General features: G+C 41.9%; 15 protein-coding genes and 1 pseudogene. 5 read left to right on the top strand and 11 right to left on the bottom strand.

Annotated elements, in window-relative coordinates; genetic code table 11:
- Complete coding sequence (gene hisS / locus HMPREF0501_RS00910) at positions 1-1,293, bottom strand: histidine--tRNA ligase (protein ID WP_006915902.1); 1,293 nt, start codon at positions 1,291-1,293, stop codon at positions 1-3.
- Positions 1,294-1,630: 337 nt separating this feature from the next.
- Here hisS and HMPREF0501_RS09230 point away from each other — a divergent pair, with 337 nt between their 5' ends.
- The 3 genes and pseudogenes from HMPREF0501_RS09230 to HMPREF0501_RS00900 all read left to right on the top strand — a co-directional run bounded on the left by HMPREF0501_RS09230 (position 1,631) and on the right by HMPREF0501_RS00900 (position 3,374).
- Positions 1,631-2,242 (top strand): N-acetylmuramoyl-L-alanine amidase, encoded by a 612-nt coding sequence (locus tag HMPREF0501_RS09230; protein WP_006915901.1) that lies wholly within the window; start codon positions 1,631-1,633, stop codon positions 2,240-2,242.
- A gap of 10 nt (positions 2,243-2,252) precedes the next feature.
- The gene (locus tag HMPREF0501_RS09340; RefSeq protein ID WP_081443409.1) at positions 2,253-2,519 is read left to right on the top strand and encodes an N-acetylmuramoyl-L-alanine amidase; all 267 of its coding nucleotides are present in this window, start codon (positions 2,253-2,255) and stop codon (positions 2,517-2,519) included.
- Positions 2,520-2,534: 15 nt separating this feature from the next.
- Positions 2,535-3,374: pseudogene (locus HMPREF0501_RS00900) on the top strand (fructosamine kinase family protein).
- Between the two features lie 62 nt (positions 3,375-3,436).
- Here HMPREF0501_RS00900 and HMPREF0501_RS00895 read toward each other — a convergent pair.
- The 10 genes from HMPREF0501_RS00895 to HMPREF0501_RS00850 form a co-directional block, all read right to left on the bottom strand.
- Complete coding sequence (locus HMPREF0501_RS00895; protein WP_006915899.1) at positions 3,437-4,291, bottom strand: transporter substrate-binding domain-containing protein; 855 nt, start codon at positions 4,289-4,291, stop codon at positions 3,437-3,439.
- An 18-nt stretch (positions 4,292-4,309) separates the two neighbouring features.
- The gene (locus HMPREF0501_RS00890; protein ID WP_006915898.1) at positions 4,310-5,050 is read right to left on the bottom strand and encodes an amino acid ABC transporter ATP-binding protein; all 741 of its coding nucleotides are present in this window, start codon (positions 5,048-5,050) and stop codon (positions 4,310-4,312) included.
- A gap of 17 nt (positions 5,051-5,067) precedes the next feature.
- On the bottom strand, positions 5,068-5,745 hold the full coding sequence (locus HMPREF0501_RS00885; RefSeq protein WP_006915897.1) for an amino acid ABC transporter permease: 678 nt from the start codon (positions 5,743-5,745) through the stop codon (positions 5,068-5,070).
- A complete protein-coding gene (locus HMPREF0501_RS00880; RefSeq protein ID WP_040455528.1) occupies positions 5,726-6,385 on the bottom strand; it encodes an amino acid ABC transporter permease in 660 nt (219 codons plus the stop codon). The genes HMPREF0501_RS00885 and HMPREF0501_RS00880 overlap by 20 nt, the downstream gene beginning before the upstream one ends.
- Positions 6,386-6,667: 282 nt before the next feature.
- Entirely contained in the window at positions 6,668-7,105 is a 438-nt protein-coding gene (dtd, locus tag HMPREF0501_RS00875; protein ID WP_006915895.1) for a D-aminoacyl-tRNA deacylase, read from the bottom strand.
- Positions 7,106-7,117: 12 nt separating this feature from the next.
- Positions 7,118-9,349 (bottom strand): RelA/SpoT family protein, encoded by a 2,232-nt coding sequence (locus tag HMPREF0501_RS00870; protein ID WP_040455526.1) that lies wholly within the window; start codon positions 9,347-9,349, stop codon positions 7,118-7,120.
- Between the two features lie 23 nt (positions 9,350-9,372).
- Positions 9,373-9,702 carry a hypothetical protein gene (locus tag HMPREF0501_RS00865; protein WP_006915893.1) on the bottom strand — a complete coding sequence of 110 codons (330 nt, stop codon included), beginning with the start codon at positions 9,700-9,702 and terminating at the stop codon, positions 9,373-9,375.
- 67 nt (positions 9,703-9,769) lie between these two features.
- The gene (locus tag HMPREF0501_RS00860) at positions 9,770-10,516 is read right to left on the bottom strand and encodes a 16S rRNA (uracil(1498)-N(3))-methyltransferase (RefSeq protein ID WP_006915892.1); all 747 of its coding nucleotides are present in this window, start codon (positions 10,514-10,516) and stop codon (positions 9,770-9,772) included.
- Positions 10,516-11,475, bottom strand: a complete 960-nt coding sequence (prmA, locus tag HMPREF0501_RS00855) for a 50S ribosomal protein L11 methyltransferase (protein ID WP_006915891.1) — start codon at positions 11,473-11,475, stop codon at positions 10,516-10,518. Before prmA ends, HMPREF0501_RS00860 begins: the two co-directional genes overlap by 1 nt.
- A gap of 61 nt (positions 11,476-11,536) precedes the next feature.
- A complete protein-coding gene (locus tag HMPREF0501_RS00850) occupies positions 11,537-11,836 on the bottom strand; it encodes a hypothetical protein (RefSeq protein WP_191975857.1) in 300 nt (99 codons plus the stop codon).
- A gap of 201 nt (positions 11,837-12,037) precedes the next feature.
- Here HMPREF0501_RS00850 and HMPREF0501_RS00845 point away from each other — a divergent pair, with 201 nt between their 5' ends.
- Entirely contained in the window at positions 12,038-12,223 is a 186-nt protein-coding gene (locus HMPREF0501_RS00845; protein ID WP_040455524.1) for a hypothetical protein, read from the top strand.
- A 111-nt stretch (positions 12,224-12,334) separates the two neighbouring features.
- The gene (locus tag HMPREF0501_RS00840; RefSeq protein ID WP_006915889.1) at positions 12,335-13,294 is read left to right on the top strand and encodes an L-lactate dehydrogenase; all 960 of its coding nucleotides are present in this window, start codon (positions 12,335-12,337) and stop codon (positions 13,292-13,294) included.
- Positions 13,295-13,455: the final 161 nt, after the last annotated feature.

Below are 13,455 nucleotides of genomic sequence, written 5' to 3'. Positions count from 1 at the left end.
TTACCCCTCAATATGTTCTTCAAAAACGTTGGCAAAATCATTTAATAAATCAGCTAATTTGACGGAGACTTCCTTACCAGTCGCCATTACTTTAAGGTGAACATTTCCTTCTTCTAATTCACGCTTACCGACCGTTAAAACAACCCGTGCATGCATCCGGTCAGCAGTTCTAAACTGGGCCTTTGGTTTCCGTCCCATAAAATCTCGATCAGCAATCAAGCCCGCGTGACGCGCTGCTTGCACTAATTGTAAGCTTTCGAGATTCGTATCATCACCAATCCCGACAACGTAAACGTCTAAGTGATCATCAGTCGGCAGTTGAATACCTTCATCATTTAACAATAGTAATAGGCGTTCCTCACCAATCCCAAAACCAACTCCAGAAAGATCAGGACCACCAAGTTGTTCAACCAGGCCACTATAACGTCCACCACCACAAATGGTCGTGTAACCGTTTCCTAATGACTTCGCTTTAACCATCACTTCAAAGATGGTGTGGTTGTAGTAGTCCAAGCCCCGAACCATATCTGGATCAACTACATAGTCAATCCCTAAAACATCCAGCATCTGCTTAACCTGCTCAAAGCGAGCATTGGCTTCTGGGGTTAAATAGTCCAGAATTGATGGAGCATCGGCAACGAATTTTTGATCACGTGGATCTTTGCTATCCAATACCCGAAGCGGGTTTTTTTCTAACCGTTCTTGAGAATCTTCACTCAATTCATCATAGTGTGGTTTCAAATAGTTAATAAGGGCGGTTCGATAATCATCCCGACTCTTTTGGTCACCTAACGTATTAACCGCGACCCGCAAATCAGTTAATCCTAACTTCGTGAATAACTGAAGAGCCATCGCAATTACTTCAACATCTGTGGCCGGATTATCACTGCCAAATGCTTCAACCCCAATTTGGTGGAATTCACGTTGGCGACCGGATTGCGGACGTTCATACCGGAACATTGGTCCAACGTAGTAAACCTTGTACGGCTTTGGATATTCTGGACCGTATAATTTGTTTTCGTTAAAAGCTCGGACAACCCCCGCAGTTCCTTCTGGACGCAAAGCAATGTGACGATCTCCCTTATCATGGAAATCATACATTTCTTTGGTGACCACGTCTGAAGTATCTCCGGCTGAACGAGCAAAAATATCATAACTTTCAAATAATGGCGTGCGAATCCCCTGATAACCATACTGATGGAAGATCTTTCGAGCCAACTTTTCTACATATTCCCACTTAGCAGAATCGCCGGGTAGAATGTCGGCCGTTCCTTTTGGTCGTTGATAACGCATCTTGCTTCCTCCTCTGATTTAAACCAACAAAATAAAAAAGCACCCCTGCTAAACAAGGGTGCAAATGCACGGTACCACCTTGGTATCACTCATGGATAACGTCGCATTAACGACGGGCATTGCCGGGCCTCAAAAGTGTCACTTAATAATTCGGTAATGGAGCTTTCACTATCCTCCACTCGCTGAATGCGAATCCATTAATCACTCTTTTTTCATCGGTCATTAATTCTTTATTTACGATTTTAAGATTACTCGCGATTATCTTAATAGTCAATGTTTTTCAGTAAATCAAAGTTAATTTTCTTGCTTTTCAATTGTAAGATTTTTAAACTATTAGATGACAATCACCTTGGGGGTGGAATGCATCAAACAAGTTGTTAGTAAATCCTTTATCGTTGGGGTCAGTTTTATTGTGCTGGCCATTATTTTACTTACCGCACTTATTTATCAACGAACCGTTGCCATTGATCCGGCCACAATGCCGATTCAAAGCGGCCCGGGCATTAGCTATCGACACGTCAGCATCACTAAACGAAAACGCGTCCTTATTACTGGCGAGCAGCGTAATTGGTACCGAATTCGTCTGAGTGATCACGAAAGTGCGTGGGTGCCAAGTTGGCTCATTAATTCCAAAACGCCATTAAAAAAATCTAATCACCTTGCTGGAGCTATCATTGCGATTGACCCCGGGCATGGTGGCTCAGATAGTGGTGCGGAATATAAAAATAATTCCGGACAAGCAAAATACATGGAAAAAACATATACCTTAGCAATTGCCAAACGGCTTGCTAAACAATTACGATCTTCGGGAGCCCAAGTAGTAATGACTAGATCAAAAGATCGGGCAGTCGGTTTACGGGAACGGGTGCGAATTGCTGAAAATGCCCATGCAGATTGTTTCATTAGCTTACACTTAAACTCGTCTAAACTCGTCACCAGACAAAAATGAAGGTTCGGGAATAACAAGTTATTATTACCACCGTGGCAAGTCTAAAACTCTTGCCCGTAACGTTAGTCATCAGTTTAATAACTTACCATTAACCAATCGCGGCATTGATTTTGGTGACTTTTTAGTTATTCGTGATACTTCTCTGCCGTCAATCCTCTGTGAAACAGGTTACGTTAATACCCATAAAGATTTCCGTGAAATCAAAAAAGCCACATTCCAAAAACGAGTGGCGCTTGATATTCGTAATGGCATTAATCATTACCTAGCAAATCATTAGAAAGAAGCGATTATTATGCAAACAAATGCCTGGTTTGAATCTCTACCCATTGCTCCCATTGGTTCATGGGAACCAGTCAGTGGCGGTGACATTAATGAAGCATATCGTGTTATTGCAGACGGAATTCCATACTTCATTAAAGTCCAGCCTCATCAATCTGCTCAATACTTTGCCCATGAACAAGCAGGTCTCAAAGCTTTAGGTGCTGTAATCAACACTCCAACACCGATTGCTTCGGGTGACTTAGATGGCAACGCCTACTTAATTCTAAATTGGATTGATGAAGGACCAGAAGATCAAACAGCGCTTGGCCGGGCAGTCGCCAAACTGCATCAACAACATGCTGACCAATTTGGTTTCACCACTAATCACCGCACTAAGGTGCTTTTAAAGGATAATCACTGGAATAACGATTGGCGTGATTTCTACGTTAATCAACGTCTTCAACCTTAAATTCAGACTGCACAAAAGCTCGGTCGTTGGAACGACTGGCGTGATCAGCATTTTCAAAATATGGTCACCGCTTTTGACCAGTATTATGCAAAACATCTGGTCATGCCGAGTTTGCTTCACGGTGATTTGTGGTCTGGCAACTACATGTTTGACCAAAATGGAACCCCAACTTTAATTGATCCAGATGCTCTCTATGGTGATCGTGAATATGATCTTGCCATGACTACAATCTTTGGCGGCTTTTCACAAGCATTCTACCAAGCCTATAATGAAGTTTCACCACTTAGAAGCGGTTTTGAAAAACGGTTGCCTTGGTATCAATTCTATTATTTGTGCATGCACCTAATTCTTTTTGGCGAAACTTATGGTCCAGCAGTTGATAACATCTTAGCCCAATATTAAGCCAATACTAAAAAACATCCCATTCATTATCCGAATGGGATGTTTTTAGTTAGAAGTAATGATTACTTATTAGAAGTAATGATAATATCGGATGGCTTAACATCCTTGCTAAAGTAAGGCTTTAGCTCATTATTGTAATCCTTAGTAAAGAAGTCTTGCTTATTCAGCTTGGTAATTTCCTGGTTACTCCAGTTCAATAATGACTTATTTCCCTTCTTGACAGCTGGGGCAATGTATTGCTTTGGTCCAATGCTCTTAATACCAACGGTATACTTTGGATTATTCTTTACCCAAGCATAGAGGTAGGAATTATCATCAGCTAACGCAGCCCCACGGTTATTCTTAAGGGCATTAAATTGTTGCGTCTTAGAATCAAACTTCAGAAGGGAAACCCCTTTTTGCTTGCTAGTAAAGTAATTTTCAGCAGTGGTTCCCTTTGTGACAATCACCTTTTTACCCTTGAGTTGACTAACTTTAGTAATCGCCTTCTTCTTTGGTGAAACAACGCCCACTGAAACCTTCATATATGGTTTAGCAAAGTCGACCACTTGCTTACGTTCGGAAGTAACCGTAAAGTTAGCCAAAACAATATCGGCCTTGTTCGAATTTAAGGTATCCACCCGGTTATTCGCATTCACTTGCACAAACTTAACCTTTACGCCAAGATCTTTCGCCATTTGTCGAGCCAAGGCAACATCATAGCCGACCCGTTTTCCATCCTTATTTACCCAACCGTATGGTGGCAAGTCGCCAAACACCGCCACCTTTAAAACACCACGCTTTTTAATTGCGCTAACGGAGCTTGGGTTAGAAGCTGCATTCACGGTGGTTGGCCGGACTGCCGCAGTTGCTGCTAATGCAGCGATACTAATGGTTGCTAATGCACCCGCAATCAACTTTTTCCAATTAAATTTCATTTTCATAATCTCCTTATATTAAAATTCCATACTCGATAAGAATTCAGCAGCCCGCTTGGTTTGCGGATGATCAAAAAATTCTTGACCAGCCGTTTCTTCAAGAATATGGCCGTCTTCTAAAAACAAGACTTTATCAGCAATCTTAGCCGCAAAATTCATTTCATGAGTCACAATGATCATTGTCATGTGGTCACGATCAGCTAACTCTTTAATAATTTCAAGAACGCCACGAACCATCTCTGGATCCAGCGATGCCGTTACTTCATCAAAAAGCATTAGTTCCGGATGCATCGCTAACGCACGAACAATTGCGATCCGCTGCTTTTGACCACCAGACAACTCACGCGGATAAGCATGGGCTTGTTCCGTTAAGTGAACCCGTTCTAGCAATTCTAGAGCTTCCTTCTTCACCTCCTCTCGCGGCCGTTTTTGAACCTTAGTTGGTGCTAACAAGATATTTTCGAGAACTGTCAGATTCGGAAAAAGATCGTAACTTTGAAAAACCATGCCAATCTTTTGTCGCAATTTCTGCCATTCTTTCGGTGACAGATCTACCTTTGTGCCGTGGAAATAAATCTCACCACTCCGGAACGGTTCCAAACCGTTTAAAGTCCGTATTAACGTACTTTTTCCTGATCCCGACGGACCCAATAAGGTTACAACCTCACCCTTATTCAGACTAAAATTAATATCATGAAGAGCTTGCCAATCACCGTAATACTTATTTAAATGGTCAACTTTTAAAATTTCTTCTGCCATTTTTTCACCCACCTTTTTTAATAATTCTGCTTAGCAGTCAGTCGCTTTGCCCATAACGACAACGGATAGTCAACTACAAAGTAAAGAATAAAGATCAAACCATAAACCCAGAACACTCCTGTTGGATGCGTCTGATTATTAGCTTCAATAATCTGTTGACCAACATTGATCACATCCATAATGCTAATCGTCATTAATAACGAAGTGGTTTTAATTACCCGAGTTGCCAAGTTAATTGTTACTGGTAGTTCTAACTGAAATGCTTGAGGAAGCAAAACATACCGAAATAATTGGCAAGATGATAAGCCTAGTGCTAATCCAGATTCTCGCTGATGTTTAGGCACTGACTCCAAAGCTCCACGAACAATATCACTAAATTCAGCAGCTACCCAGAGCGCAAAGGCGAGTACCGCCATCCAAGTCGCCGGCAAGTCAATCTTAAACTGCCGTGGCAAAATATAGTAAACCAAGAATAAAAGGACAATTGTTGGTACAATCCGGAAAAATTCTAGATACAGCCATAATACGAAACGAATTAATCGATTTTTCATCGTTCGTAATAAACCAAGAACGGTCCCGAGAACCAATCCAATTAACAATGAAACCACCGCAATCCAAACGGAAGTCCAAAGGCCACCCATCAGCCTTGAAAAATTGCTCCCTTCAAGGAGCACGCTAATTCCCGAATGAGCCATAACGAACCCTCCTTTCTAACCAGTCTAAGAACAGGATCAACGGAATTAAAATAATCGCATATGCAATTACTAACACTAACAAGTATTCATTTGATCGATAGTACATTCCAATCAAATCCAGCGCTGTATTGGTTAATTCCGGAATGGCAATAACAGAAAAGATTGACGTTTCCTTGATTAGGAAGATCACATTTGCTGATAGTGCTGGAACACTTAGCGCCAACCCCTGGGGAAGAACTACATACCGAGCTAATTCCCACTGGTTCATTCCTAACGCTAATCCAGCATCAATTTGTGATTTACCAATACCATTAAAACCACCCGTAAATCCTTCAGCCATGTATGCACCACCCAGAAAGATTAAGCCAATAATTCCACTCGCTTCTGCAGATAGTTTCATCCCGAGAACTGGAAAACCATAATAAAGAAAGAACAACTGAATTAGTAATGGTGTATTTCTACCAACTTCTACATATGCTCCTAAAATTTTACTGATGATTGGTATTTTAAAATACCGAACTAAACTTACCAAGACCCCAACAATCAATGAACCAACAATGCCAACGAAGGAAAGCCATAACGTCAGTTGGAATCCTTTAACGAAACTGGGGATACTTTGTTGGATAACTTCCCAATTCATAAACCTCCATCCTTTCTGAACGCAAAATAAAAGGTCGCTAACCACTGCCATGGTTAACGACCTAAATTTATTAGGAAATGAGAACTCTTTAATTTAGTACCTTTTATGCACCCTAAAAGAGTCCAACTGCTACCATGTCAGTTCGACTATTCATTTGAGTACAAGTACAACAAACTAATTGATGTAAAGCCAACATGGTAATTCCTCCTCGTTCTTAAAGTATGCTTATACTATAAAAGCGTACTTACTAAATGTCAATACTAAAATTAGATTTTTTTAATATTATTTTTCGTACCAGATTGTGACCGGACCGTCATTTTCTAAATCAACTTTCATGTCTGCGCCAAATTGTCCCGTTGCAACAGGAATTCCGGTCGCCGCTAGTTTCCGATTAAATTGATCGTAGAGCGGTTCTGCCAAGCTTGGTTTAGCAGCTTTTGAAAATCCCGGACGATTACCGTGCTTCACATCCGCATACAGCGTGAATTGAGAGATTGATAAAATCGCCCCATCGACATCACGTAGTCCTAGATTCATTTTACCTGGTTCACTTTCAAAAACCCGCAAGTTTGTAATCTTGTGGACCATGTAGTCAAGGGTTTCTTCGGTATCATCAGGACCAAAACCGACTAACAGCATGTAACCCTTACCTATTTTTCCGATTACTTCGCCATCAACACTTACTTGGGCATGATTGACCCGCTGTAATACAACTCGCATCCTTTTTCACTCCTAATGAATTACTCGTTTAACAACATAAACATCCGGAATATTCTTGAGAGCATCCATAATGATCCGCAGTTGCGCCAAATTACGCACGCCAACCGACGCCGAAATCGTTGCTAACCGGTTATTATCAACTTTTCCATTAACTGAAGTTAGGAACCGAGTGTTGTTGTTGATAGAATGCAGTACATCATTCAGCATCCCATTACGGTTATATCCTTGAACTTCAATATCCGCATTATAGTTGGTTTTATCGCCTTCTGGATTACTCCAATAAACCTGGACAATCCGCTGGCCACTTTGCTCAGCAGATTTAATATTTGGACAATCCACCCGGTGAACGGAAACTCCCCGCCCCTTTGTAATGTAGCCAACAATTTCATCACCCGGAATCGGGCTGCAACAATGGCTAAGACGGGTCAAGAGATTATCAACTCCTTCTACAACCACACCGCCATTGCCCTTTGCAATCTTTTTCTTATCGCTAGCGGAACTTTCCAAGGTTTTATGTTCTTCTAGTAATGCCCGTTCTTCCTCACGCTGCTTATCATCTTTGGCCTTTTGGCGTAGATCGGCTGTAAACCGGTTTTTAACACCAACCGGCGGTACATCACCAAAGCCGACTGCCGCAAAAAGGTCATCCGCATCCTTAAAGTGCATTTCATTGGCAACCTTTAAGGTTTGGTCAGCTGTAATAAATTCTGATGGTTCTAGACCATCATTCCGCAGCTGTTCCTCAATAATTCGTTGTCCTTCAACAATGTTCTTTTCGCGATCATGGGCCCGGAAAAATTGGCGAATTTTATTTCTAGCCCGGCGGGTCGATACTAAATCAACCCAATCCCGACTTGGTCCCGCAGACGATGTGGACGTTAGAATATCAACAATATCACCATTTTTGATTTCATAATCAAGGGGCACAATCCGGCCATTGACCTTGGCTCCTGTCGTGTGGTTTCCGACTTCGGTATGAATTTGATATGCCATGTCCAGCGGACCTGCGCCCTTTGGCATTTCAATCACGTCACCTTTTGGGGTAAAAGCGTAGACCTTATCCGTAAAGACATCACTTTGGACCCCTTGCATGAATTCATCGGTACCGTGACTCTCGCTCCGCATTTCTAAAATTTCTTTGACAACGTTTAGCTTACGACTATCCAGCGTTGCTTGAACTCCGTCCGTCTTACCTTCTTTATAAGCCCAGTGAGCAGCAACCCCGAATTCTGCCACTTCATGCATGTGATGAGTTCGAATTTGGATTTCTAGTGGCCGCCCTTCTGGACCAATCACTGTCGTATGCAAAGATTGATAACCATTGGCTTTCGGCATCGCAATATAATCCTTAAACCGTCCGGGCATCGGCGTCCACGTGGTATGAATTGCTCCCAAAACGGCATAGCAATCTCGAATGGAGTCAACAACCACCCGGACTGCTAACAGGTCATAAATTTCACTGAACTGTTTATGCTGGGTTACCATTTTCCGATAGACAGAATAGATGTGCTTTGGTCGTCCATAAATTTCAACATTTGAGCCTAAGTTAAGGTCAGCCGTGGCTTTTTTCACTTCTTTAATTGCCTCGTCAATGTATGCAACTCGTTGATCACGACGAGAGTGCATTAAATGAACAATCCGGTAGTATTGCTGGGGATTGAGGTAGCGCAAAGAGAGATCTTCCAGCTCCCACTTAATCGTACTAATCCCCAAACGGTCAGCAATTGGAGCATAAATTTCCAGCGTTTCGTTAGAAATCCGTCGTTGCTTATCAGGACGAAGATGGTTAAGCGTTCGCATATTATGAAGCCGATCAGCGAGCTTTACAATCATCACCCGGATATCCTTACTCATCGCCAACAATAATTTACGGTGAGTTTCAGCCATTTGCTCCTTATTCGACTTGTAATGAATTTTACTAATCTTGGTATCACCATCAACAATCATCGCAATCGTTGGGCCAAAGATTTCTTTAATATCATCAAGTGTGGCTCCAGTATCTTCCACAATATCGTGCATATATCCCGCACAAACCGTTTCTGGATCCATTCTTAATTCAGCAAGAATTCCGGCTACCTGAATGGGGTGAATAATGTACGGTTCACCAGACTTTCTGACTTGATCATGGTGAGCCACTTCAGCAAAATGATAGGCACGTTCACATAACGCGACATGCTCCTCATTCATATAAGAAGAAATCATCTTTTTAACATCTTCATGCGTTAATTCTTTAACTTTTGACATTCTCACCCCTCCTGACTTGACGATTAATTATTATTGCTGCGTCCCATTGACCACGCAAGATAGGCAACTCCAAGATAAATAACTACGAAGTACCACATGTAATGGGGAGCAAAAAAGTAACTGCCAATTAAATACATGATCGGAAAGCATAATAATCCCCAAGGCCGGGAATGTTGTACATAATGATGACCTAACCATAAGCAATAACCACCATTAATCACAATCAAGTCTAACCACATCATCGTGACCCGTGAGATAAACGATAATTTAGCAAAACCCGCGGTTAAAATAATTCCGAAAACGACACTACTAATTACAACGCGCCAATCAATTTTCTTTTGCAGTACTTTCATACTTCTCTCTTCATTCCTTACTGATTTAATGGATTAATTTTAGCACATCTTTGCTATTGATAGAGTTTCAACTTAACTCCGTGGCAAAAGAAATTGCACTTAGCAGATACAAAGGCGCTGTTTCTGTCCGCAAAATTCGCGGCCCTAAACCAACTGGGACCACGCCAGCTGCTTGCATTTGTGTAATTTCATCTTCGGTTAGTCCACCCTCAGGACCAAAAATAGCTAGCATTCGATCATCTGATTTTGTTTGTTGTAAAACCGTGGCAAGTGCACTCGTTTCACCCTGTTTTGCTGATTCTTCCCAGGCAACCACTTTTTGTTCTGCTGAAGTTTGCTGTAAAACCGTCGCGAGGTCGGGCAAGTACGAAATTTGCGGTAGCCGATTTCGATGTGATTGTTCAGCCGCCCCATTCGCGATTTTTTGCAAACGAGCAATTTTTTTAGTTTGTTTATTAGTCGCCCAATGGCTAACCGAGCGCGCGGCCTCAAAGAAGATGACCTCATCAGCCCCAAGTTCTGTTGCCTTTTGCACAATTAATTCCGGCTTACCTTTCGTTTTGGGTAAGCCACAGGCCAAGATTGGGTGAACCGGTAATTCAGCATTTTGCTGAAGATCTTCAAGTACCTCAACTTGTGCTATTTTGGAGTCAATTAGTGATGCTCGATAAACATGTTCGTTATCAAAGACCAATTCACACTGCGTTCCGGGCTCAGCACGAAGGACGGTAATAAAATGATGAGCAACCGATGATGGCAAAGATAATTTTTCATTAATATGCGGTTGCGCTTGGTGAATAAAGTATCGCTGCATTATTCGTCCTCCGTTGGTTTATGTGCAATAATGCCATACCAATCCTTCATGCGGAGCGTTTCATCAATCACAAATCCCTGTTTCAGCTCTGCGTCACGAACCGTTGCAAACTTGTCCTTAATGATCCCAGAAGTCAAAAATTTACCTCCTGGCCACAAATTAGCAAAGGCTTGCGGGATGAGTGGCAAAATAATCTCGGCTAAAATATTAGCAACAATCACATCAGTTTGAGTTTCGATCCCATCAAGTAAACTGTTAACCCCGAGTTGAATATCAGCTGCTTGCTGATTTAACGCCACGTTACGCTTAGCTGATTCAACTGCCACTTCATCAACATCATAAGCCGTGACATTGCCAGCACCCAGCAATTTAGCAGCAATTGCGAGAACTCCCGAACCAGTTCCAACGTCAATTACAGATTCACCACCCATTACAACTGTTCCTAAAGCCTGAAGCATTAACTGCGTTGTTGGATGAGTTCCGGTACCAAAGGCCATCCCTGGATCTAAAATAATTGTTTTTTCATTGGGATTCACTAACTGATAGTCTTCCCATTCTGGCACCACTGTTAGTTGACTGGTAACTCGAACCGGATGATAGTACTTTTGCCATTCTGTCGCCCAATCTTGATTATCGATTGCTGAAGAAGTAACCGTCGCTGGAGCCGGGTTCAAGTCAAACTGTCTCAGTTGCTCCACCCGTTGTTTAATTTCAGTTACTAATTCGGGAACAAATATTTTTGGTGGAAAATAACCAGTAACCGCTGCACCGGTTTCACGATGAGGTAATTCACCCGGATCAATAATCTCACCATATGGCCCATACTTTCCTCGCTTTAGCTTTGCAAAATCAGCTGCATCGTCAATCTTAACGCCTGTGGAACCAGCATCGCTTAGAATATAACTAACTGCTTCCACAGCTTCATTCGTGGTTTCAACAGTAATGGCTGTCCAGTCCATAATTCACACTCCTTTAAATGACAAAAAAAGCGACTACTATCGTCGCCCTTTTCCACCCCAGTTATTCTTTTTCAGTATTTTTGGCCTGCTTGCCTTCACGCTTACGCGCCCGCTTCTTTTCGAGATGTTCCGTTAAGTATAGGAGCAAATCTTTCTCAGTCTTAAAAATGCGCGGATGGTGCTGGTGGTGCAATCGAACATCAATTTCATTAATCTTCAAACGGCCCGTCCACGTGTGAGAGTAACGAATGATCACCCGATTATTTAGCTTATGCTTGCCAAACCGAAAGACATATACATGCTCTGGGGTCATCATCGGCCGAATATATTCCTTCTTATATGTTAAATCATTATCACGCATAAACTGCTTGATCCGATTTAAAATGGTAATCACCTCCCAGATTCCTTATTGGACAAAATTTGTTAAACTATATTTTACCACAAGGACCTGTTCTACAAAAGGTACAGAAAATAAAGATCTCTTAAATCTATTAACTAAAATGATCCGTTACTTTACAAAAACGCTATAATAGATTCCACATTCAGAAAGGATGGTAACCACATGAGTTTATTAATCGGCCTTTTGGTCATTTGGCTCCTTTGGAAATTGCTAAAGTTTTCCTTTTGGCTCTTAGGGGTCTTAATCATCGTTGCCTTGATCGGCTTTTTCGTTAAAGCCCTCCTGATTCCCGCCATCATTCTTATTGCAGGTGGATTACTATATGGGTTTGGGTCATTTTTTAATTAAATTACAAATCAAAGATGACGTTAATTAGTATTTGATGTTATAATTCAATGTTGTAAAACGGTTGATCGATATTTGATCAGCTTAATTTTTTGAATGAAAGAGAGTGTTTCTATGTCAAAGAATCATCAAAAGGTTGTTCTTGTCGGAGACGGTGCCGTAGGTTCAAGTTATGCCTTCGCCATGGCTCAACAAGGAATCGCTGAAGAATTTGCAATTGTTGATATTATCAAGGATCGGACTAAGGGTGACGCATTAGATCTAGAAGATGCAACACCATTTACTGCTCCTAAGATTTTCTATTCAGCTGATTACGACACTTGCAAGGATGCTGACCTGGTTGTTATCACTGCCGGTGCACCACAAAAGCCAGGTGAAACTCGTCTGCAATTAGTTGACAAGAACTTGAAGATCATCAAGTCGGTCGTTGAACCAATCGTTAAGTCTGGTTTTGACGGCATCTTCTTGGTTGCTGCTAACCCTGTTGATGTTCTGACTTACGCTGTTCAAAAGCTTTCTGGCTTCCCACGCAACAAGGTGGTTGGTTCAGGTACTTCTCTGGACTCTGCTCGTTTGCGGGTGGCTCTTGGTAAGCTCTTCGACGTTAGTCCAGCTGATGTTCAAGCTAACATGATGGCTGAACACGGTGACTCCGAATTTGCTGCATACTCCAGCGCAAATATTGGTGGGGTGCCAGTTTTGGAACTTGCTAAGGAAAAGGGTATTTCAATGGATGAATTACTCAAGGTCGAAGACGACGTTCGTAAGAAGGCTTACCAAATCATTAACTTGAAGGGCGCAACCTTCTATGGTGTTGCCACTGCCCTTACCCGGATTTCACGGGCCATCTTACATGATGAAAATGCCGTCTTACCAATTGGTGCTCCATTAAACGGTGAATACGGCTTAAAGGACATCTACATTGGTACACCTGCTGTTGTTAACGCCAACGGTGTTGGTCGAGTAATGGAAGTTCCATTGGACGATCGTGAAAAGAAGGCCATGGCTGATTCTGCTAAGACTCTTGAAGAAGTTGCCAAGAACGGAATGGCTAAGCTTCAAGGAAACGCCTAAGAGTTTCAAATATAGTAAAAAGATCTCAAAATTTTGTTGAGATCTTTTTGTTTACTCTAAACCACATGGTGTATAACCTGCATTACGAGCCTGACTCACCGTCATCTGACTAACACTATGCGACCGCCGCAATGCCCGACAATTAGGATCATAATGGTATT

The sequence above is a fragment of the Limosilactobacillus coleohominis 101-4-CHN genome (genome assembly GCF_000161935.1).
GTDB lineage: Bacteria > Bacillota > Bacilli > Lactobacillales > Lactobacillaceae > Limosilactobacillus > Limosilactobacillus coleohominis_A.
The sequence above is the reverse complement of the archived record's forward strand: the minus strand, read 5'-3'. Positions and strand labels throughout refer to the sequence as shown.